This window comes from Paenimyroides viscosum, assembly GCF_003858535.1.
GTDB lineage: Bacteria > Bacteroidota > Bacteroidia > Flavobacteriales > Flavobacteriaceae > Flavobacterium > Flavobacterium viscosum.
Genome location: NZ_RQTJ01000030.1, coordinates 13152 through 34567 on the forward strand (window position 1 = coordinate 13152; position 21416 = coordinate 34567).

Consider the following 21416-nt stretch of genomic DNA (forward strand, 5'->3'; position numbering starts at 1 on the left):
AACCCAATACAACGCCTTGGGAAAACGCCCTGAAAAGGCAACCTATAACAAACCCAATGACAACGCCTTGGGAAATTAAAAAACAAAATGGTTTTTCCCTGAAAGGGAAATATACATATAACCCAATGCAACGCATTGGGGGATTAGGAACAAAAAACGCCCTGAAAGGGCTGGATATAACAAACCCAACGGCAACGCCTTGGGAAAAACAAAATAAATATGTCACAATCGTTATCACAATTATATGTACACATTATATTTCATACGAAATACAATCAGCCATTAATCCGTCCTGAGGTTGAAAAAGAATTGTATGCTTATAACGGAGGTATCATCAAAGAAAACGCTTCTGTTCCTATAAAAATCAACGGAACGGAAGACCATATTCATATTTTGGCAACAATGTCAAAAAATATTGCTTTAGCAAAATTTGTAGAAGAAATCAAACGCAACAGCAGTCGTTGGATAAAAACCAAAGGTGAAGAATATCAGCATTTTGCGTGGCAAGGAGGGTATGCAGGATATTCAGTTAGTCAATCGGTAATTGAACGAGTGAAAAAATACATAGAAAACCAAAAGGAACATCACAAAAAGGTTTCATTTCAGGAAGAATATGTACAATTTTTGGCTGAATATAAAATTGATTTTGATAAAAATTATCTGTGGACATAAAATATATTGCCCTTTCAGGGCGATTTATCTGATTTTATTATTAAAAACCCCGAGGCGTTGTCTTGGACTAATATATATAAGGCTTTCAGCCTTTTATGGAAAAAAAAACGATTTTAATTTCTTGAAAGGAAAATATATACGTAACCCAATGCATCGCATTGGGAGCATTGGGATAAGATAAAAGAAAAAATATGAAAGACCATTTCGCACAAAACAGCTTACCAAATTTGGAGTTACAACCCGAATATGCTTTCTTGGATTTACCACAATTTCAACGACCTGAAAATCTGAATTGTGTTCAAAGGCTTTTGGACGATCATATCGAAAATGGCAAAGGCGACAACGTTTGTATTCGAACTTTTGATGAAGTTTGGACCTATCGAGATTTATACGAAAAAGCCAATCAGATTGCGCATGTTTTAGTTGATGATTTAGATTTGCAATCGGGAAATCGAGTGTTGCTGCGTTCATGCAATAATCCAATGATGGTTGCGTGTTGGTTTGCGGTGTTAAAAGCAGGCGGAATTGTCGTAGCTACCATGCCTCTACTTCGGTCAAAAGAACTTACAACCTTAATTGATTGTGCCGAAATTTCGCACGTTTTGTGCGATGCCAATTTGGCTGAAGAGGTGAATTTGGTACAATCTGATTTTCTGAAAACAAGTTGCTTTTACGGAGATGGTACATTAGAAAATTTAATGGCATCCAAACCGAAAACATTCAAAAATTATTCTACCAAATCAGAAGATATTGCCATAATCGGTTTTACATCAGGTACTACGGGAAATCCTAAAATGACGGCTCATTATCACAAAGATATTCTGAATATTTGTGAAGCTTTCCCAAAATATTCTTTGCAACCAACCGAACAAGATGTTTTTACCGGAAGTCCGCCGATTGGGTTTACTTTTGGTTTAGGCGGGTTGGTTTTGTTTCCGATGTATTTTGGAGCAAGTACCTTTTTGATTGAAAATCCTTCGCCTGATTTGCTTTTAGAAGCCATCGAAAAGCACAGGATTACCATTTGTTTTACAGCTCCGACCGCTTGGAGAATCCTAACCGAAAAATCAAAAGACTACAACATATCAAGCTTACGAAAATGCATTTCTGCAGGAGAAACGCTTCCGCTAAAAATCTGGGAAGATTGGTATAAAACAACCGGACTAAAAATCATTGACGGAATTGGAGCGACTGAAATGCTACATATTTTCATTTCATCTAACGAAGAAAATATGAAACCGGGAGCTACTGGAATTGCAATCACAGGTTACGAAGCGAAAATTATAGATGAAAACGGAATGAATGTTCCAAATGATACACCTGGAAGATTGGCTGTCCGCGGAATTACTGGTTGCAAGTATTTAAACCGATCGGAAAAACAAAAAGAATATGTTGAAAACGGTTGGAATATCACTGGCGATATTTTTAAGCAAGATAAAGATGGTTATTTTTGGTTTGTGGCTCGTGGCGACGATATGATTATTTCATCTGGCTATAATATTGCAGCGATTGAGGTAGAAAGCGTACTTTTAACCCACGAAGAGATTTTGGAATGTGCTGTTGTAGGGCTTCCCGATGAAGAACGAGGAATGTTGGTTTGTGCCAATATCGTGTTGAAAAACCAAGAAAAGGCTTGTGATGAGTTAATAAAATCCATTCAAAATTGGTTTAAAAAAAATGCGGCTCCGTATAAATATCCTCGGGTAATTAATTTCCTTGACAAATTACCAAAAACCGAAACAGGTAAAATTCAACGATTTAAGTTGAAGTAAATAAGATTTAGATTTAAGTAGTAAGACATATACAATGAGTTATTTTATAAAAGAAGAACAAATACGTTTTAGACATACCGATTTTGCAGGAATTGTTTTTTATCCTCGCTTTTTAGAAATGTTAAACGATTTGGTGGAAGACTGGTTTGAAGAAGCTTTAAACCGACCTTTCTCTAAAATTCACGAAACAAACGGAATTCCAACAGTTGATTTAAAGGTTCAGTTTAAAAATGCAGCTCGAATTGGAGAAATTCTAACCAAAAAATTATGGGTAAAAGAATTAAAAAGTTCATCGGTAGTTTGCGGATTTCATTTTATTAATCAGCAAGAAAAAACAGTATTAGAAGGCGAAGTTACTTTAGTGAACGTTGCCATTGCCGAAGATAGAAAAACCATTAAAGCCGAAGCTTTTAATCAAGAAGTGAAAGCGAAAATTGAGAAATATTTATTGTAACTTATGAATCAGTCAACACAAATAGCTAATCGGTTTCGTGAAGTAATTCTAAATGGAACCTGGATTGCCAACACTAATTTTAAAGATCAATTAGTAAATTCAGATTGGCAAATTGCGATCAAAAAAGTAGATTCGTTAAACACCATTGCAAAATTAGCGCAGCATATACACTATTATATTTCAGGCATTTTGAATGTTTTTAATGGTGGATCATTAGATATAAAAGATCAATTCAGTTTCGATTTTCCTCCCATCGAATCTCAAGAACAATGGAATTTGTTTTTAAATAGATTTTGGACTGATTCTGAAGATTTTGCCCGAAGAGTAGAAACTATGAGCGATGAAAAATTAGATTCGGTTTTTGTCGATGAAAAATATGGAACTTTCAGAAGAAACATCGAAGCAATGATCGAACACAGTTATTATCATTTAGGACAAATTGTTCTTATAAAGAAAATGTTACTAAAAGATCAATAAGGTTAAGCACATTTACAGACGTCTTAATACTTAATACTCCAACCTTAATACAATATTATTATGGAATTCAAACAATTTAAAGCAGCAACGGTTCAAACTTCACCTGTTTTTCTCAACGTAGAAAAAACAATAGATAAAGCCGTTTCGTTCATAAAAGAAGCACACCAAAACGGAACAAAATTAATTGCTTTCCCCGAGGTTTTTATTGCTGGTTATCCGTATTGGAATTGGATCATGACACCTGTTCAAGGCAGTAAGTGGTACGAAGAACTGTATAAAAATTCGGTTGCCGTTACAGATGCCTCAATGCAGAAATTGTATAAAGCAGCAAAAGATTTTGATATTCATATTGTTATCGGAATCAACGAGCGCGGCGAAAGTTATGGCGAAATTTACAACACAAATTTAATCATTGATAATAACGGAAATGTAATCGGAAAACATAGAAAGTTAGTTCCTACTTGGGCTGAAAAACTCACGTGGACTTCCGGCGACGGATCTTCGTTAAAAGTTTACGATACCGAAGTTGGGCCAATTGGAACATTAGCTTGTGGCGAGAATACTAATACATTGGCTCGATTTACTTTGCTTTCTCAAGGCGAATTAATCCACATTGCCAACTATATTTCGCTTCCTGTTGCCCCGCCCGATTATGATATGGCGGAAGCGATTAAAATCCGTGCGGCTGCGCATTCGTTTGAAGGCAAGTTATTTACCATTGTTTCGTGTTCAACAATTTCACAGGAAATTAAAGATGCTTTGCGTGCCGATGTCCCGAATGTTGATGAATTGTTAGACAGAAAAAGTAGTGCTTTTTCAGGATTTATTGGTCCAAACGGAGCGGTAATTGGCAAACCTTTAATTGATGAGGAAGGAATTATTTATGCCGATATTGATTTGGCAAAATGTATTCAACCAAAACAAATGCACGATATTTTAGGGCATTACAACCGTTTTGATATTTTTGATTTAAGAGTGAATATCGCTCCGACTAAGAAAATTACATTTATTGATGATTCTGAAAAATAGATTTTGGCTAAAGCCAATCTCTTGAAAAAACATTCTGCCTCCAGATAAATCTGAAGGCAATTAATACAAGTCTCTGGTAAATTAACATAATGAATTGTTAAAAAAAAAAAAATTTGTTATAGATTGAATTTGAATTGCCACAGGCTTTAGTTTAATTGCCACAGGCTAAAGCCTGTGGAATAAATTAATTATTAAAAGCATGCCATTTATAAAAGTTTATATTCATTTTGTTTGGAGTACAAAAAACAGGATTCCTTATTTAAAAACACCTGAGATTAGGAAAGCAATGTGGCAGCATATAAAAGAGAATGCAAATAAAAAGGATATTTTCATTGATTTTGTAAATGGATATAATGACCATTGCCATTGTTTGATTTCGTTGGGTTCAGAGCAAACCATCAGTAAAATAATGCAATTGATAAAGGGAGAATCAGCTTTTTGGTTTAACAAACAGAATTTTATTACTGAAAAATTAGAATGGCAGGATGAATATTTTGCAGTATCTGTATCAGAGTCTGTAGTTGATAAAGTTCGAAATTACATAAAAAATCAGGAAATTCATCATACTAAAAAATCTTTTCAGGAAGAATATACAGAATTAATTGAAAAATTTGGTTTTAAAAAATTTAAAGATACAACCAACTAAAAAATAATAAAATGAACGAACAACAATCAGACGACATTTACGGCAGAGCACGAGTTCAAGATACGCCCGAGCTCGAAGCCTACTATAAAGAATTAGAAGGATTAGGCGCCGGAGCTTTATGGACGGTTGCCAACGACATTGAACCTTGGGAACCTCGGAGCTCTTCGATTCCAATGCTTTGGAAATATGAAGACTTAAGACATTTGGTTTTAAAATCTTCCGAATTGGTAACACCTGAACAGGCCGGACGACGAGTGGTGTATTTGGTAAACGACAAACGCAGAGATGTAAGTGCGGCTGTGGGTTGGTTGTATACCGGAATTCAGGTTACGCGTCCCGGCGAATTCACTTCAGCGCATCGTCACAAAGCCTCTGCCTTGCGTTTTATTATGGAAGGCAAAGGTGGATACACCGTTGTTGATGGTAACAAAATTATGCTAGAAGTCAACGATTTTGTGATTACACCAAACTCAACATGGCACGAACATGGCGTAGAAGCAGGCGGAAAAACCTGTATTTGGCAAGATGGATTGGATATTCCGTTGGTAAATGCTTTGGAAGCTAATGATTATGCGGTTTTAGATGGTACGCAAGAACTAAATGCTCCACTCAATTATTCTCCGATGACGTATGGAGGTACCGGATTGATTCCACCTGATAAGGAGTGGGACAAACCGTATTCGCCTTTGTTTAAATATTCATGGAAAACGGTTTATCCCGCACTTTTAGAAGCCGAAAAGGTAAATGTACCCAACCCTTTTGACGGAATTATTATGCAATACAGCAATCCGTTGACAGGTGGTCACGTAATGCAAACGATGGGAGCTTCTATTCAATTGTTGCCAAAAGGATTTAAAGGAAAAGCACATAAACACACCGGTTCTTTTGTTTATCAATGCGCCAAAGGAAAAGGATACACGATCATCAATGGAAAACGTTTCGATTGGAAAGAGCGCGATATTTTCTGTGTTCCAAGTTGGGCTTGGCATGAACATCATAATTTATCTGATACCGAAGATGCCTGTCTGTTTTCATTTAACGATTTACCTGTTATTGAGAGTTTAGGTTTGTATCAGGAAAAAGTTTTTGAAGATAATGAGGGAAATCAGGTTAATCAGTAAAAAAAGCATTTTATTTTCAAGTTTAATATTATCAAGCATAATACTTATGGCGTTTTTTAGTTTCAAAAAAGAAAATAAAGAAGACAAATTTTGGAATTGGTTCATTAAAAACGAAGAATACATTTATAAAAATGTAGATAACCTCGAATTAAGAGATGCTATTTTCGATGATATTACTGAACATTTTCAAGAAATTGATGAAAACCTAACATTTGAATTTAGTCCAATCCATGAAAATGGCATTAGGGAATTTTCTATTTCTGCCGATGGTATAGAAGAAAGTTTTTCTGCTGTTAATAAAATGATTAGTAAAAGTCCAAAACTAAAAAATTGGCAATTTAATTCTTTCAGACAAAGAATACCTGGAGACGAACTGACAATTAATTATGGGGATTATAAAATAGGATATGATGATATTTATTTTACATATTCAACTGAGAATGATGAATTAGGCATAGAATTATTCACTAGAAATTTTGATGATTCAGGAGAAATGAAAAATGTTATATACATTTTGTTAGATGGGCTTATTGGTGAATATGATGTAACCGTTAATATAAATTGGATTGAGTGGAAAAAGTTAGAAGAAAAAAATATACAAAATCTTCAACCTTTAACTGATTTAAGAAAAGTAATAGATCATAGAAAAAAACTTAATTAATGATTTTCAAGATCAATTCTAGTTTAGCAAATACAGAATTAATGAGTAAAAATTAGTAAATGATTTATATCTTTAAATTATGAAACTATCGTCGAAAGCAAAAAATATTTTTGATCAATTGAATACCGAAAACACCAAGTTGGGTGATTTACGCACTATTGCAAAAGATATAAAAAAAGACCATGAATTGGCTATCGAATTATGGTCAACCGAAAATTATTTTGCACGTCAATTGGCAATTTTGATTATGGATAAAAAGCTGCTTACGCAAGAAGTAATTAATCAGTTAGATCACGATATAAACAAACATCCCGAAGACGAAAAACTGCAGCTTATTGATTGGTTAATGGCAAACCAACTGGCTAAAGATAAGAAAACAGTAAAGTTGATGGAATCTTGGCAAAACAGTCCGTCAAGTTTACAAAGACGTACATTTTGGTATTATCAAGGTCGGTTAAGATGGGTAGGGCAAACACCGCCGCCTAACAGTGAAGCCTTACTTACTTTTGTTGAAAAAGAAATTGAAAACGAAGTTTCCGAAGTTCAATGGGCTATGAATTTTACAACAGCGCAAATTGGAATTTTTCAACCTGAATATCGCGAGCGTTGTATTGCCGTGGGCGAAAATACCGGATTATTTAAAAATGAAATAGTAGCAAAAAACTGTACCCCTAACTATTTACCAAATTATATTGCTATACAAGTGGCTAAACTTAATAAATAAAATAATGAAAAATTTTAAACCCTTATTCGGAATAGGAATAGCCATAATCTTTATCGTAATTGGATTCAAACTTATAGCAAAAGGAGATCAATTATCTGTAATAATCGGATATGCAAATATTATTTTTTGGTCAGGCATCATTCTATTTGCAACTTACAAAATATTAATTAAAAGAAAGAATTATTAAATTATAGTCAAAAATAAAAAAATGAAACTACTTACATACAAAACACAAGACAGCGATTCTCGTTTAGGATTTATTCACAACAATATGGTTGTTGACATGGAAGATTTTGGTGGAATTTCGAATTTTCCATTACCAAATGATATGTTAGAATTAATTGATATGGGATTTGAAGTAATTGATGAGATTATTAATTTGATTGATGATACTCGTGAAGTCGATTTTGAAAATATTTCTTATTCATTGAACGAAGTTGAAATTTTAGCTCCGATTGAAAAACCAAGAAAAAACATCATCGGTATTGGATTGAATTACACCGAACATGTAGCTGAAAGCGCACGTACATTAGATACTACAGGGAAATTGCCTCAAAAACCAATAATTTTCTCTAAGCCGCCCACAACAGTTACTGGTCCAAATACCAACATTTTATTAAACAGCAAATTGACGCAACAGTTAGATTGGGAAGTAGAATTGGCAGTTGTTATGGGTAAAAAAGGAAAATACGTTGCTAAAGAAAATGCGTTAGATTACGTTTTTGGTTACACCATTATCAATGATATTTCGGCACGTGATTGCCGTCGTGAAGGACAATGGATCGTTTCAAAAGGACAAGACACTTTTGCACCAATGGGACCATTTTTAGTTACCAAAGATGAAATTGAAAATCCGCACAACTTAAACCTTTCGTTAAAATTAAACGGAATCGAAAAACAGAATTCTAACACGCAATTTTTGTTATTCAATATCAACGATTTAATTGAAGATTTAAGTACAGTTTTCACGCTTGAAGCAGGAGATATTATTGCAACAGGAACGCCTGCCGGTGTTGGAGCAGGTAGAAATCCTCAAGAATGGATGAAAGATGGTGATGTAATGGAATGTTATGTGGAAAACATTGGAACATTGACAAATACTGTTAAAGAGATTTAATTTACAACTAAAAAGCGTTAGGGATTGAAGTGAAAATCCTTTAAAATGTTTTTTATCAAAACATTTTAAAGATTGAAACGAAAAGCCCGACCCAAAGGGGAACGCCCAAAATATAGAAAATATAAATGAAAAAATATAGAATCGGACAAATAGTTCCATCGAGCAATGTAACAATGGAAACCGAAATTCCGGCAATATTCAAAGCGCGCGAAACTATTTTATCGGAACGTTTCACATTTCATTCTAGCAGAATGCGAATGAAAAAAGTGACCAAAGAAGAGTTAGAAGCAATGGATGCCATGAGTTTAAAATGTGCGTTGGAATTGTCTGATGCTCAAGTTGATGTCATGGGTTATGCGTGTTTGGTAGCAATTATGAGTATGGGTCGCGGGTATCATTGCGTTTCTGAAGTGAATCTACATCAGGAAACAATAGCTAACGGTTTTCCTACGCCAATTGTAACATCTGCCGGCGCATTAATTAACGGACTGAATGTTTTGGGAGCCAAAACGGTTTCGATAATTACGCCATACATGCGTCCGTTAACCGATATGGTGGTTGATTATATTGAACATCAAGGTTTTAAAGTTAAAGAAAGTATTGCTTTAGAAATTCCTGATAATTTAGAAGTTGCTGCTCAAAATCCGATGAATTTACTGGATATTTACAAGCAGTTAGATTTAACAGGAGTTGATGTTTTGGTAGTTTCGGCTTGTGTACAAATGCCTTCGTTGGAAGCCATTGATTTGATTGAACAGGAAATTGGTATTCCGGTGACATCGGCTGCCGTTTGTACAACTTACGAAATGATGAAAAAATTAGGAATTGAAGCCAAATCTACTATTGGCGGAAGTTTGTTAAAAAAGAATTATTAAGATTTATCCTGCAAGGTCTTAACTGACCTTGTAGGTTTTAATTGAAGTTTATTTTTCCTGCGCAATCATCACATAACTTCAATTTGGCATTATCAATAGTTTTTACACTTTCTACAGCATCTGTCATAATGCACTTTTTGTTAGGACAATGTGGTAAACCAAGATTATGACCAAATTCGTGAACTGCAACTTTTTTTAATCTCTCAAAATAAACAGCTTTGTTTTTATTCTTTATTCGAAAAGTAGAAACAACACAACTTTCACCTGGACAATATGCTAATCCCATTATTCCCCAATCTTGATACTTATATTCAGGTTTTTTAATATTTCCAGAATCATCTTTTTTGGTAACAGAAATATCTTTTGATGTCAGTCCTAAAATGTAATCAATTTTACTATTAATATCTTTCTGTTGAAATTTAATAATACTGTCGGCTCTGTATCGAGGTGATTTAACACTGATATAAGCATTTGGATACAATTCCTGATGTTTAGATATTACAGTTTTAACACCGTAAATTTTCTGTAGAATTGATGTTACTGTATCAACTTCATTATCTGGAAAGCCTTTATACTGTTTAACTAAAACGGTTGTTTCTGGTGTAACTGATGGTGTTTTTTTACAACTTATTAAAAACAAAAATCCTACAAAGAATAAGCAAAGCTTCATAAGTATAATTAATTAAGCAACTGTTTTGCGTGTTGCAAAGCCGCATCTGTAATAGTGTTACCTGAAAGCATTTGTGCAATTTCGTAAATACGTTCTTCGGTATTTAATAATTTTATCGTTGAAGTTGTTACCTTGTCATCATCGAACTTGGTTACTTTAAAATGCTGGTTTCCTTTTGATGCAACCTGCGGTAAATGAGTTATGGAAAAAATTTGCATGTAATTGCCCATTTCCTGCATAATTGTTCCCATTTTATCAGCGACATCGCCCGAAACTCCGGTATCGATTTCATCAAAAATAATGGTCGGTAATTTGCTTTTTTGTGCTAGAATTGATTTTACGGCAAGCATAATTCTAGAAAGTTCTCCGCCCGATGCCGTTTTTTTCAACAAACCAAACTGCATTCCTTTATTTCCAGAAAACAACCAGTTTACTTCGTCTTTTCCATTGCTTAAAAAAGTATCGCTATACGCTAATTGAATATCAAACTGCGCATTCGGCATTCCTAAAGGCTTTATCAGATTTTCAATTTCTGAACTCAATGCTTTTAAAACCGATGTTCTTTTAGCATGTAAGTCTTGAGCCAAAGCATTTAAATCTGCTTCGGTTTTTTGCAGTAATTTTTCAACCGCATTTATTTCTTCTTCAATAGATTCTACTCCGGCAACTTTTTGCGATAATTCGTTTTGAATTTCAAGCAATTCGTCAATAGATGAAACATTGTGTTTTTTTTGCAACTGATAAATTGATTGTAGTTTTTGATTGATCAATTCCAATTGCTGTGGATCGGCAACCAGTTGTTGTAATTCAGCCTGCAATTCATCGGAAATATCTTCCAATTCAATAAAACTGCTTTCTAAACGCTGATACAGATTTTCGTATTTTGTGCTGATCTGCGCCAGTTTTTGTATTTGCGATTTTACTTCGTACAACTGCTTGGTAATTCCAAATTCTTCGTTCGATAAAACAGCATAACCCTGTTCTAAAAATCCACTGACTTTTTCAACATTCGCCAATACTTCAAACTGACCTTCTAATTCTTCCTGTTCGCCGTTTTTTAAATTAGCCTGCGTTAATTCATCTAACAAAAAAGCATTATAATCTTGTTCTTTAGCTGCTTGTGATTGTTGCTCTTTTAAAAGATTTAATTGCTGCTGATACTTTTTAAAACTTTGTAATTGTTGCTGATAATCTTTCACTAAATTTCCGTTATCGGCATAAACATCCAATAAATTCAACTGATATTTCTCACTGAAAAGATCTTGCGTTTGGTGTTGTGTATGAATATCAATCAGGAAATTACCCAACTGCTGTAGGTTTTGTAATGTAGTAGGAGCATCGTTCACAAAGGCACGCGATTTGCCTGACGGAAGAATTTCGCGTCTTACAATGGTGTCGTTTTCATAGTCTAAATCTAATTCGGAAAACAACGAGTGCAACTTATACGATGTAATATTAAAATGTGCTTCGATCACACATTTTTCTTCGGGATTTCTTAACGTGTTCAAATCGACACGTTTGCCCAAAACCAAGCCAAGCGCATCTAACAAAATAGATTTCCCTGCACCGGTTTCTCCCGTAATAATTGTTAGGTTATTTGTAAAATCAATAGCGGTATGCGCAATTAAGGCATAATTGGTAATTGATAAGTGTGTTAGCATTGTAGTTGAATTACATTCGGTTCCACTTGGTTCCGTTAATAGAATTAATACGTGTTAGGGTTTCTATTAATTTTGTGGTGTCGTAAGTTGGACCTGCTCCAAAAACTTTTACAATCTCATCGGCTTTCGCATCAAAGAAAATACGTGTAGGTAAAGCATTGGGTCTTACACTATGAATATTTGCTAACTTGTTAAGGGCATTTGCAACACCTATTTTACCTTGTTCGGCATTGGTTGACATTATATCCAAACCTTTAATATGATATTCGTATAAAGCCTCACGATAAGGCGAATAATTGTTTGATAAAATATCGTTAGATAAAGCGTATCTGTTGTTTTGATCGCCCATTACCCAACCTTTATCACCTGTTTGCTGCATCATATTTACAACATTTGATGCTTTTTGAAAATTAGCCGATCCACCGTATAAAGAAAAAGAATCAGCATCTAAACCAATAATAATGTTTGCGTAAAAGCTTAATAATCCAACTAAATTAGATCCTATTGAATTTTCTGAATAAACCAACGGTTCAAATTCAATATAATTAAAAGCGATGTTTTTATCGCTAAAATTAAAAAGCGAAGTGCCGTAACTTGAATTGTAAATTGGTCGTGAAGATTGTATTTGCAGCGTACCGCTAATGGAATTAGAATTAGGATCGTAATCATTTACAACCAACATAATATTACAATCTATTAATTCGTTACGTTTTATATTAAAATTGGTGAATTTTGTGTTGTTTAAAAAATCGCGTATGCTGTTTTGCAAAGTAGTAAACACTTGTTTGTTAGTTTGCTGAATTCGTTCTGCGTTTACCATTACGTTTGCGTTCAATTCTTGTGCAACGCCCGAATAGCCTATTAAAAAAACAAAAAACAATAAAATTTTATTTCGCATAACTTTTTACAATTTGGTCAATGATATCTTTTGCAACAGCTTCTTTTGATTTTAATTCTTGTGGAAAAACATTAAAATCATTATCAATAAAGGTAACTTTATTTGTTGGTTTACCAAAACCTGCACCTGTATCGTTTAGTGAATTTAAAACGATTAAGTCTAAATTTTTCTTTTTAAGCTTATTTTTAGCATACTCAATTTCGTTTTCGGTTTCTAATGCAAAACCAACTAAAAACTGATGCGCTTTAATTTCACCTAAAGATGCCAGTATATCCGGATTTTTCTCCAAAACAATGGTAAATTCTTCATCGTTCTTTTTTATTTTTTGATCGGCAACCACTTTTGGTCGGTAATCAGCAACCGCAGCTGCACCAATTACAATATGCGCCGAAGAAAATAATTCGTGACATTGTTTATACATTTGGTTAGCAGTTGAAACACTTACAACTTTAACTGATGAATTTATTGACTTTAAATATGTTGGTCCGGTAATCAACACAACTTCGGCACCGCGTTTTGCAGCTTCATTGGCAATATCGAACCCCATTTTTCCTGTTGAATGATTTCCTATAAAACGTACGGGATCTATTGGTTCGTATGTGGGTCCAGCAGTAATTACAACTTTTTTTCCTTTAAGATCTAAAGTAGATTGATTATTAAAAAAATCGGTAATGGTTTGAAGTATGTCTTCCGGCTCTGCCATTCTTCCCTGACCAATTAATCCTGAAGCCAGTTCGCCGTAAGCAGATTCAATTTCTATGTTTCCGTAGCTTTTTAACTTGCGAGTATTTTCTGTGGTAGATGGATGTGCAAACATATCTAAATCCATAGCCGGAGCAAAAAACACGGGACATTTGGCAGACAAATAAGTTGCTAGCAATAGATTATCGCACAAACCGTTTGCCATTTTAGCAAGTGTGTTTGCCGTTGCGGGCGCCATAATCATTAAATCGGCCCAGAGACCTAATTCTACGTGATTGGTCCATTCGCCGAAATCTTTTTCAAACTGCGTATAAACCGGGCGCTTTGATAAGGTTGCCAAGGTTAACGGCGTTATAAAATCACAAGAAGCAGGTGACATGATTACTTGAACCTGCGCACCTGCTTTTATTAATAATCGTACAAAACTTGCCGTTTTATAAGCGGCAATACCACCGGAAATTCCCAGAATAATTTTTTTACCGCTTAAGACAGACATTTGTATCTATTCTTTAAATGTTATATCACCTTTTAACCACTCTTCTACTGCTAACGCATGTGGTTTTGGTAATTTTTCGTAGTATTTTGAAACTTCAATTTGTTCTTTGTTTTCAAAAACCTCGTCTAAACTATCATTGTAAGTTGCAAACTCATCTAACTTATCAATCAGTTCTTTTTTAATTTCGCTGTTAATTTGGTTAGCTCTTTTTGCAATAATTGTAATAGCTTCGTAAATATTACCTGTTGGTTTTTCAATTTCGGCTTTGTTGTAGGTAATGGTGTTTACCGCAGCTTGGGTTTTCTTTAAATCCATTTTCTTATTTTGTTGAAAATTGTTGTAATTCTTTTTTTAATCTGTCAAGCATTCTGTCTGCTTCGTCTTTATATTTTGTATCAGCATCGTAAGCAATTAAATCTTCGTGTAAACTTACGGCGTTTTTTAAACGTTCTTCCATTTTAGAATACACACTGTTTAATGCTAATTTGTAAGCCGAATCGAATTTATAAAATAACGCATCGGTTTTATAAACTGTTCCCGGGTAATCTAACAAAAAGTTATCTAATGCTACAATTGCCGCATTGTAATCTCTTGTGTATTCACCAATTTTGTTGAATAATTTAGCCGATTCGTATGCTTTGCGTTCAATTTTTTCAGAAAGCTCGCGTTTTTTAGCATTTGCATCATCTTTATATTGCGATTCCGGATAAGCCGCTAAAAAAGCATCGAACTTTTGAATTCCTTCATACGTTACATGTTGATCTAGTGTAAAAACTTCGGACATATTGTAGGCAGACATTGCTTCTAAATACATTGTTTCTTCACGGTTTACACTTGTTAAATACAACAGATTAAACTTTTGAAACATTGGTTTTGCAGCTTCCCATTTTCGTGCATTGTAATACGATTTGCTGTATTTGTAATACATTGATTGGTAATTGGCTGCCCAACCTTCTTTCTTTTCTACCTGCTCGTATAAACGAATGGCTTGTTTGTATTTTCCTTTTTCGTATAATTGGTCGGCTACTTCGTTTTTATAGGCACTATCGTCTACCTTTAAGGCTTTTTGTAGTGGCGAGCAGCTTGCAAACACCAATGCGGTTAAAAAAATATACGAAATTTGTTTCATAAATTGTTGTTGTTTATACAAAAGCTATGTACTTTATAGCAAACGCAAAGTTAATATTTATCTTGTTACAGAACAATATCTTTTTAATAAAAAAGATGCCCTAAAATAAGACATCTTTCGTGACAATTAAACTTAACGAATCGTTAAATTATTATATGTTTTGATTAGCTTGTTGTTGTGGGTAGTTTTTAATGTCATTATCAAACAAATACAATCCACCTTTATCGTCGCCAATTAAGTTTATTTTATCTAAAATAGTACGTGCGGTAGATTCTTCTTCGATCTGTTCTGCAACATACCATTGTAAGAAATTGTGTGTTGCATAATCGCGTTCTTGTAACGATATATGAACTAATTCGTTAATACTTTGCGATACAAACACCTCATGTTCAAACAATTGATTAAACAATGTTTTAAATGATGAATGATCTAACTGCGGTTGTTCTACATTAGGAATTAATGCTTCGCCTCCACGTTGATTGATGTATTTTATTAATTTTAGCATGTGCATACGTTCTTCGTCAGACTGTGCGTACATAAAGGTTGCAATACCTTCAAACCCTTGGTTTTCTGCCCAAGATGCCATTGCTAAATATATTTGTGAAGAGTCGCCTTCTATTTTTACCTGCTTGTTTAAAGCTGTTTGTAAATCTTGTGATAACATATTTTATTTTCTTTTATGGTTAGAAATTTTTTACAAAATTAGCCAATCGGTTTGACAAATCCTCATTAACATTCACCAAAGGTAATCTTAAATAATTTTCGCACAAACCTAAATGTTTAAATACTTCTTTTACACCACCGGGATTTCCTTGTTCAAAAATCATATTGATCGCATCAGTTAATTTGTAATGAATTTTGTAAGCTGCATCAACCTCTCTTTTTAATCCTAAACGGACCATTTCTGAAAATTCTTTTGGAAAGGCTTCTCCAATTACCGATATCACTCCTGCTCCACCGGCTAAAACCATTGGTAAAGTAATAATATCATCGCCCGAAATCACTAAAAAGTCGTTTGGTGTACTGCGAATTAATTCCATTGCCTGAACCATATCACCTGCTGCTTCTTTAATACCAATAATGTTTTTAAAATCATTCGCTAAACGAACCACAGTGCTTGGTAGCATATTACTAGCTGTACGTCCTGGAACATTGTATATTATTATAGGTAAAGGCGAATTTTCGGCAATCATTTTAAAATGCTGGTAAATACCTTCTTGTGTAGGTTTGTTGTAATAAGGCGAAACCGACAAAATAGCGTCAAACCCCTTTAAATTATCGGCATTCAACTGACTAACAACTTCTAACGTATTGTTTCCCCCAACCCCTAAAACCAAAGGTAATTTTCCGTTGTTTGCATCAATAATTGTTTGCTTAACCAACGTTTGTTCCTCTTTAGACAAAGTTGCTGTTTCTGCAGTAGTTCCTAAAACAACCAAGTATTCTACACCGCCATCAATATTAAACTTTACAATATTTTTTAAAGCTTCAACATCAACCGATAAATCTTTTTTAAAAGGTGTTATTAAAGCCACACCGGTACCTATAAATGATTTCATTCTAATAAATTAGTAAGTTAAAAATAATCTTCTCTTAATAAGATCCAAATTATTCGTTGTAATTTTGTTTGTAACAAAGTTAACCATTTTCATTAAAAAAAATATGAAATATAAAAACTTAAGAAAACAATATTTTTGTTTGATTATTGTTAGTATTGCATCCCTTTTAGTCACCAATTGTGCACCTAAAAAATATACCAATACAAAAATTAACACATCATATATTGAAGTTGCAAATACTGTTGAAACCAATAACGATATTGATGCTTTTTTAAAGCCGTACCGCGATCATATCACAAACGATTTATCGAAAGTTTTAGCATATAATCCGCAAGATTTGGATAAGGCTGCTGAACGATGGCAAAACCCAATGACCAATTTTTATGCCGATGCTATTTTTGAAATCGCAAATCCTGTTTTTGAACAACGAACCGGTAAAAAAATTGATTTCTGCCTGTTGAATTATGGAGGAATTAGAGCAACTATTGCCAAAGGAAACATTACAACCCGAACTGCTTACGACATTATGCCGTTTGAAAACAACGCGATTGTTTTAGGATTAAAAGGAGAAACTATTTACCAACTGGCAAATTTTGTTATTACAAATAAAGTGGCGCATCCGTTAAGCGGAATTGAAATTTTTGTTGATAAAAACCAGATGATTACAGATATAAAGATCAACAATAAATCAGTTGATAAAAATAAGTTATATTACGTGGTAACAAACGATTATTTGGCAAAAGGCGGCGATAAAATGGATTTTCTTTTAAAAGCAACCGAAAACTATTCGTTAGATTATAAGCTACGTAATATGTTTATTGCCTATTTCACTAAAATTGACACATTGAATCCTTCTGTAAAACCAAGAATAATTTTCGAATAATGAAACGTCGCGATTTTATCCTACAAACATCAGCTGCAACAGCAATAACATTGACCGGATTTGGTTTAAGCAGTTTTTCATCGACAAAAACCAAGCGCATTACCATTTTGCACACTAACGACACCCATAGTCATTTGGATACTTTTCAGCAAACCGATGCTAAATTTCCAAATCAGGGCGGTGCTGCAAAACGTGCGAGTATCTTTAATAAAATAAAAAACGAAAACACAAATACCTTAATTTTAGATGCAGGCGATATGTTTCAAGGTACGCCTTACTTTAATTATTACGGTGGCGAATTAGAAATTAAAGTCATGAATATGTTGCAATATGATGCCGCAACGTTAGGAAATCATGAGTTTGATAACGGTATTAACAGTTTGGCAGAACAAATACATAAAGCCAATTTTGATATTATTAATGCCAATTACGATTTTAAAAACACCTTAATGCACGGTTTAAGCAAGCCTTATAAGGTTTTTATTAAAGACGGAATTAAAATTGGTGTGTTTGGCTTAGGAATAAAGTTAGAAGGTTTGGTTAATAAAAGTGAATATGGCGAAACGGTTTGGAACAATCCTATTGAGATTGCGCAAGATGTTACCCGAATTCTAAAAGATGATCTAAAGTGCGATTTAATCATTTGTTTATCACATTTAGGATATAAATTCGGAGGGAATTCTCAAATGATTTCAGATTTGGATTTAGCTGCCAAAACAAAAAACATCGATTTAATTATTGGCGGACACACACATACTTTTCTTGAAAAACCAACGATTATACTTAATACCGAACAAAAAGAAGTAATTGTAAATCAGGTTGGTTGTTACGGCGTTCGCGTTGGACAAATTGATTTTTATTTTGATGAATTTAAAAATAAATCAACAACCGCAAGGGTTATAAATGTGTAATTCAATTTAACAAAAAAACGTTCGATTAAATCGAACGTTTCATCTTTTAACTAACTAATTCAAATAAGGACTGCTTGCGCAAATCACTCAATCTTCTTTACATTTTTGTACTATTTATAAGTTCGAAAACACTAATAGCATTAAAGCCATATAGACAAACAAACTCAAAACTCCTTTTAAAACGGATTTCATTTCAATAGATTTCATATTGTATTTTTTTATTACAATACAAAAGTACCACAGATTCATTATTTGAATATTTCCTAATGTTTAAGGAATTATTACTTCTGTTTTTAAAGAATATTTAATTATTTAGCTCATTTATAAAATCATCCTCAGTCCAAACAGGAATTCCAAGTTTTGTAGCTTTTTCAAGTTTTGCAGGTCCCATATCTGCACCTGCTACCACAACCGAGGTTTTTCCGGTAATTGAACTGCCGTTTTTGCCACCGTAATCTTCGATTTTTTGTTTGATTTCGTCTCTAGAAAAAGTTTCAAACTTGCCCGAAACAACCATTGTCATTCCTTCAAATTTATTAGAAACTTGTGTGCTTTCTTTCTCTTCAACAGCAAATTGTAAACCGTAATTCTTTAATCGATTAATCAATTCCAAATTTCCTTCATTCTTAAAAAATGATCGAATACTTAAAGCAATTTTATCACCAATTTCATCAACATTAACTAATTCATCATACTTGGCTTGCATTAAAGCATCGATATTTTTGTAGTGCTTTGCTAATTTCTTAGCAACTGTTTCACCAACAAACCTAATTCCTAAAGCAAATAAAACCCGTTCAAACGCAATATTTTTTGATTGTTTAATACTATTTATAAGATTATCTGCAGATTTTTCTGCCATTCGTTCCAAAGGCAAAACTTGTTCCTTTGATAATTGATATAAATCGGCATAATTAGTAACCAATCCGTTTTTAAATAACAAAGCAACCGTTTCACCACCTAAACCGTCAATATTCATGGCTTTTCTGCTTATAAAATGTTCAATTCTGCCAATAATTTGTGGAGCACACTCGTAGAAATTAGGACAATAATGCTGTGCTTCGCCAGGTTTTCTCACTAATGGCGTTCCACATTCAGGACAATCGGTTATATATTCTGTTCGAACACTATCTAAAGATCTTCCAGTAAAATCAACACCTATAATTTTTGGAATAATCTCGCCACCTTTTTCAACAAAAACACGATCGCCCACTCTAACATCCAACTTTTCAATTTGATCGGCATTATGTAACGACGCTCTTTTAACCACAGTTCCTGCCAACTGCACCGGCAGTAAATTTGCAACGGGCGTAATAGCACCTGTACGTCCAACTTGGTACGAAATACTTTCTAACTTAGTAGTAACCTGCTCTGCCTTGAACTTGTAGGCAATTGCCCAACGCGGATTTTTTGCAGTAGTGCCTAATTCTTCCTGCTGAAATAAATCGTTAACTTTAATTACAACTCCGTCTGTTTCATAAGGCAAATCGTGACGGTGTGTATCCCAATAATTTATAAATTCAAAAACTTCGTCTAAATTTTTAACCAGTTTAGAATGATTTGGAACTTTAAAGCCATAAGACCTTGCGGCTTCTAAAGATTGATTATGCGTGTTAAAATAACTATTAGCGCCTACAATATTATACAACAAACATTCTAACGGCCGCTTTGCAACTTCGCTGCTATCTTGCAACTTTAAACTGCCCGATGCTGTATTTCTTGGGTTTGAATAAGGTGTTTCGCCAATATCAATTAATTCCATGTTCATTTTCTCAAATCCGGCCAACGGCAGAATAATCTCGCCACGAATATCAAATTTTGGTGGATAATTTCCCTTTAACTGCAACGGAACAGATTTAATAGTTTTAATATTATTAGTCACATCATCGCCCTGAAAACCGTCGCCTCTAGTTACAGCTCTAATCAGTTTTCCGTTTTCGTAAGTAATAGAAATTGATGCACCATCATACTTCAATTCACAAACATATTCAACAGCCACACTTCCTAAAACCTTTTGAATACGCTTTTCCCAATCGATCAAATCTTCTTGCGAATACGAGTTTTCTAAAGAAAACATACGATTTTCATGAACAACCGTATTAAAATTTTTAGTAATACTGCCACCTACTCGCTGTGTTGGTGAATTTTCATCATAAAATTCCGGATGCTTGGCTTCCAATTCTTGTAATTGCTTTAACTTCAAATCAAACGCTAAGTCCGAAATCGTTGCATTATCCAAAACATAATAATTATAATTATGTTCGTTCAACTCATTACGTAACAAAGTTAATTGTGCCAACACATCCATAAAATTAATTTTAAAATTATTTTTTTAATAACGATTTAATTTGCGTGTAAAGTTCACCCTGACTTAAAATACCGCCTTGCTGAATAATATCAAAGATTTCTCCGTTTCTATCACCACCAAAAGACTTAGCGCCAAAACGTATTTCCACCTCATTTGCATACAAATTATCACTCAACCATTGCAGCCCCTCTTTAGTTAAAAAGTCAACCTGATCATTTGTAGTTTTGATAACAATGGTATCAATTTCTAAATCATTAAACTGAAACAGAAAAATATAGTTTTTAGAAAAATGCTCTATATATTGTGCCGCTTTTAAAACACCTTCCCACACCAAATCAGAAAAAATGTCAATTTCTTGTTCTGCGATTTCAGGCTTATCAATCTTTAACTGTTGCCATTCACCTTTATCAATTTGTTGCGATGCCAAAAAATTAGCAAATTCTACATGTAATTCCTCCAATTGTTCTTTCGTTAAACGCGCGTATTTCATTTCAAAATTTTTTACAAAAATACAATGTTATAATGACAAACTAAAAAGTATTTAAAATATTCCCTTCCCATTATTTTAAGCAATCCCTTACGCTAGCGCTACAGGTCGGGCTTTCGCGAGTCGCTTTTTGTTGCCCTTCGTAAGGCTCAGGGGACCAACAAAAG

The 21416-nt window shown here is 33.9% G+C and carries 23 protein-coding genes; 13 read left to right on the forward strand and 10 right to left on the reverse strand.

Translation table 11 applies throughout. The annotated features are described in order from the left end of the window. Positions 1–219 precede the first annotated feature (219 nt). The 11 genes from tnpA (EG242_RS11655) (at position 220) to EG242_RS11705 (ending at position 9548) form a co-directional block, all read left to right on the forward strand. The gene (gene tnpA, locus EG242_RS11655; RefSeq protein ID WP_124900045.1) at positions 220–672 is read left to right on the forward strand and encodes an IS200/IS605 family transposase; all 453 of its coding nucleotides are present in this window, start codon (positions 220–222) and stop codon (positions 670–672) included. A gap of 191 nt (positions 673–863) precedes the next feature. After that, on the forward strand, positions 864–2444 hold the full coding sequence (locus EG242_RS11660) for an AMP-binding protein (protein WP_124900046.1): 1581 nt from the start codon (positions 864–866) through the stop codon (positions 2442–2444). A gap of 34 nt (positions 2445–2478) precedes the next feature. Beyond that, the gene (locus EG242_RS11665) at positions 2479–2898 is read left to right on the forward strand and encodes an acyl-CoA thioesterase (protein ID WP_124900047.1); all 420 of its coding nucleotides are present in this window, start codon (positions 2479–2481) and stop codon (positions 2896–2898) included. A 3-nt stretch (positions 2899–2901) separates the two neighbouring features. After that, positions 2902–3375: a DUF1572 domain-containing protein gene (locus EG242_RS11670; protein ID WP_124900048.1), complete on the forward strand. Its 474-nt coding sequence runs from the start codon at positions 2902–2904 to the stop codon at positions 3373–3375. Between the two features lie 60 nt (positions 3376–3435). Next, a complete protein-coding gene (locus tag EG242_RS11675) occupies positions 3436–4404 on the forward strand; it encodes a carbon-nitrogen hydrolase family protein (protein ID WP_124900049.1) in 969 nt (322 codons plus the stop codon). A gap of 199 nt (positions 4405–4603) precedes the next feature. Then, the gene (gene tnpA, locus EG242_RS11680) at positions 4604–5050 is read left to right on the forward strand and encodes an IS200/IS605 family transposase (RefSeq protein WP_124900050.1); all 447 of its coding nucleotides are present in this window, start codon (positions 4604–4606) and stop codon (positions 5048–5050) included. An 11-nt stretch (positions 5051–5061) separates the two neighbouring features. Next, positions 5062–6171, forward strand: coding sequence for a cupin domain-containing protein (locus EG242_RS11685; protein WP_124900051.1), 1110 nt, complete (start codon positions 5062–5064; stop codon positions 6169–6171). 46 nt (positions 6172–6217) lie between these two features. Then, positions 6218–6832 (forward strand): hypothetical protein, encoded by a 615-nt coding sequence (locus EG242_RS11690; RefSeq protein WP_124900052.1) that lies wholly within the window; start codon positions 6218–6220, stop codon positions 6830–6832. A gap of 79 nt (positions 6833–6911) precedes the next feature. After that, positions 6912–7556 carry a DNA alkylation repair protein gene (locus EG242_RS11695; protein WP_124900053.1) on the forward strand — a complete coding sequence of 215 codons (645 nt, stop codon included), beginning with the start codon at positions 6912–6914 and terminating at the stop codon, positions 7554–7556. Between the two features lie 208 nt (positions 7557–7764). Then, positions 7765–8673: a fumarylacetoacetate hydrolase family protein gene (locus tag EG242_RS11700; RefSeq protein WP_124900054.1), complete on the forward strand. Its 909-nt coding sequence runs from the start codon at positions 7765–7767 to the stop codon at positions 8671–8673. A 125-nt stretch (positions 8674–8798) separates the two neighbouring features. Next, positions 8799–9548, forward strand: coding sequence for a maleate cis-trans isomerase family protein (locus tag EG242_RS11705; RefSeq protein WP_317124948.1), 750 nt, complete (start codon positions 8799–8801; stop codon positions 9546–9548). A 37-nt stretch (positions 9549–9585) separates the two neighbouring features. On the opposite strand, the gene EG242_RS11710 is transcribed toward EG242_RS11705, so the two are convergent. The 8 genes from EG242_RS11710 to dapA all read right to left on the reverse strand — a co-directional run bounded on the left by EG242_RS11710 (position 9586) and on the right by dapA (position 16663). Further along, a complete protein-coding gene (locus EG242_RS11710; protein WP_124900055.1) occupies positions 9586–10218 on the reverse strand; it encodes a matrixin family metalloprotease in 633 nt (210 codons plus the stop codon). 8 nt (positions 10219–10226) lie between these two features. Then, a complete protein-coding gene (gene recN / locus EG242_RS11715) occupies positions 10227–11879 on the reverse strand; it encodes a DNA repair protein RecN (RefSeq protein WP_124900056.1) in 1653 nt (550 codons plus the stop codon). A 10-nt stretch (positions 11880–11889) separates the two neighbouring features. Continuing rightward, complete coding sequence (porD, locus tag EG242_RS11720) at positions 11890–12777, reverse strand: type IX secretion system protein PorD (RefSeq protein ID WP_124900057.1); 888 nt, start codon at positions 12775–12777, stop codon at positions 11890–11892. After that, entirely contained in the window at positions 12767–13975 is a 1209-nt protein-coding gene (coaBC, locus tag EG242_RS11725; RefSeq protein ID WP_124900058.1) for a bifunctional phosphopantothenoylcysteine decarboxylase/phosphopantothenate--cysteine ligase CoaBC, read from the reverse strand. The genes porD and coaBC overlap by 11 nt, the downstream gene beginning before the upstream one ends. A gap of 6 nt (positions 13976–13981) precedes the next feature. Further along, on the reverse strand, positions 13982–14290 hold the full coding sequence (locus tag EG242_RS11730; RefSeq protein ID WP_124900059.1) for a DNA-directed RNA polymerase subunit omega: 309 nt from the start codon (positions 14288–14290) through the stop codon (positions 13982–13984). A 4-nt stretch (positions 14291–14294) separates the two neighbouring features. Continuing rightward, positions 14295–15104: an outer membrane protein assembly factor BamD gene (locus EG242_RS11735; protein WP_124900060.1), complete on the reverse strand. Its 810-nt coding sequence runs from the start codon at positions 15102–15104 to the stop codon at positions 14295–14297. A gap of 151 nt (positions 15105–15255) precedes the next feature. Continuing rightward, a complete protein-coding gene (locus EG242_RS11740) occupies positions 15256–15768 on the reverse strand; it encodes a ferritin (protein ID WP_124900061.1) in 513 nt (170 codons plus the stop codon). Between the two features lie 19 nt (positions 15769–15787). Further along, positions 15788–16663, reverse strand: coding sequence for a 4-hydroxy-tetrahydrodipicolinate synthase (gene dapA, locus EG242_RS11745; RefSeq protein WP_124900062.1), 876 nt, complete (start codon positions 16661–16663; stop codon positions 15788–15790). A gap of 103 nt (positions 16664–16766) precedes the next feature. Here dapA and EG242_RS11750 point away from each other — a divergent pair, with 103 nt between their 5' ends. Continuing rightward, the gene (locus tag EG242_RS11750) at positions 16767–17546 is read left to right on the forward strand and encodes a 5'-nucleotidase C-terminal domain-containing protein (protein WP_124900063.1); all 780 of its coding nucleotides are present in this window, start codon (positions 16767–16769) and stop codon (positions 17544–17546) included. Beyond that, positions 17546–18457: a bifunctional metallophosphatase/5'-nucleotidase gene (locus EG242_RS11755; protein ID WP_124900064.1), complete on the forward strand. Its 912-nt coding sequence runs from the start codon at positions 17546–17548 to the stop codon at positions 18455–18457. Before EG242_RS11750 ends, EG242_RS11755 begins: the two co-directional genes overlap by 1 nt. Before the next feature lie 304 nt (positions 18458–18761). Here the strand turns inward: EG242_RS11755 and ligA are convergent, their stop codons facing one another. Beyond that, positions 18762–20762 (reverse strand): NAD-dependent DNA ligase LigA, encoded by a 2001-nt coding sequence (gene ligA, locus EG242_RS11760; RefSeq protein ID WP_124900065.1) that lies wholly within the window; start codon positions 20760–20762, stop codon positions 18762–18764. A gap of 16 nt (positions 20763–20778) precedes the next feature. Continuing rightward, complete coding sequence (locus EG242_RS11765) at positions 20779–21252, reverse strand: DUF6495 family protein (RefSeq protein WP_124900066.1); 474 nt, start codon at positions 21250–21252, stop codon at positions 20779–20781. Between the last annotated feature and the right edge of the window lie 164 nt (positions 21253–21416).

Bases quoted from the DNA above. Each gene is read 5' to 3' on its own strand.
- tnpA (WP_124900050.1), top strand. From the start codon at position 4,604: ATGCCATTTATAAAAGTTTATATTCATTTTGTTTGGAGTACAAAAAAC.
- EG242_RS11755 (WP_124900064.1), top strand. From the start codon at position 17,546: ATGAAACGTCGCGATTTTATCCTACAAACATCAGCTGCAACAGCAATA.
- EG242_RS11685 (WP_124900051.1), top strand. From the start codon at position 5,062: ATGAACGAACAACAATCAGACGACATTTACGGCAGAGCACGAGTTCAA.
- EG242_RS11710 (WP_124900055.1), bottom strand. From the start codon at position 10,218: ATGAAGCTTTGCTTATTCTTTGTAGGATTTTTGTTTTTAATAAGTTGT.
- EG242_RS11690 (WP_124900052.1), top strand. From the start codon at position 6,218: ATGGCGTTTTTTAGTTTCAAAAAAGAAAATAAAGAAGACAAATTTTGG.
- porD (WP_124900057.1), bottom strand. From the start codon at position 12,777: ATGCGAAATAAAATTTTATTGTTTTTTGTTTTTTTAATAGGCTATTCG.
- dapA (WP_124900062.1), bottom strand. From the start codon at position 16,663: ATGAAATCATTTATAGGTACCGGTGTGGCTTTAATAACACCTTTTAAA.
- ligA (WP_124900065.1), bottom strand. From the start codon at position 20,762: ATGGATGTGTTGGCACAATTAACTTTGTTACGTAATGAGTTGAACGAA.
- EG242_RS11735 (WP_124900060.1), bottom strand. From the start codon at position 15,104: ATGAAACAAATTTCGTATATTTTTTTAACCGCATTGGTGTTTGCAAGC.
- recN (WP_124900056.1), bottom strand. From the start codon at position 11,879: ATGCTAACACACTTATCAATTACCAATTATGCCTTAATTGCGCATACC.
- EG242_RS11670 (WP_124900048.1), top strand. From the start codon at position 2,902: ATGAATCAGTCAACACAAATAGCTAATCGGTTTCGTGAAGTAATTCTA.
- EG242_RS11705 (WP_317124948.1), top strand. From the start codon at position 8,799: ATGAAAAAATATAGAATCGGACAAATAGTTCCATCGAGCAATGTAACA.
- EG242_RS11750 (WP_124900063.1), top strand. From the start codon at position 16,767: ATGAAATATAAAAACTTAAGAAAACAATATTTTTGTTTGATTATTGTT.
- EG242_RS11695 (WP_124900053.1), top strand. From the start codon at position 6,912: ATGAAACTATCGTCGAAAGCAAAAAATATTTTTGATCAATTGAATACC.
- EG242_RS11730 (WP_124900059.1), bottom strand. From the start codon at position 14,290: ATGGATTTAAAGAAAACCCAAGCTGCGGTAAACACCATTACCTACAAC.
- EG242_RS11765 (WP_124900066.1), bottom strand. From the start codon at position 21,252: ATGAAATACGCGCGTTTAACGAAAGAACAATTGGAGGAATTACATGTA.
- coaBC (WP_124900058.1), bottom strand. From the start codon at position 13,975: ATGTCTGTCTTAAGCGGTAAAAAAATTATTCTGGGAATTTCCGGTGGT.
- EG242_RS11675 (WP_124900049.1), top strand. From the start codon at position 3,436: ATGGAATTCAAACAATTTAAAGCAGCAACGGTTCAAACTTCACCTGTT.
- EG242_RS11700 (WP_124900054.1), top strand. From the start codon at position 7,765: ATGAAACTACTTACATACAAAACACAAGACAGCGATTCTCGTTTAGGA.
- tnpA (WP_124900045.1), top strand. From the start codon at position 220: ATGTCACAATCGTTATCACAATTATATGTACACATTATATTTCATACG.
- EG242_RS11740 (WP_124900061.1), bottom strand. From the start codon at position 15,768: ATGTTATCACAAGATTTACAAACAGCTTTAAACAAGCAGGTAAAAATA.
- EG242_RS11660 (WP_124900046.1), top strand. From the start codon at position 864: ATGAAAGACCATTTCGCACAAAACAGCTTACCAAATTTGGAGTTACAA.
- EG242_RS11665 (WP_124900047.1), top strand. From the start codon at position 2,479: ATGAGTTATTTTATAAAAGAAGAACAAATACGTTTTAGACATACCGAT.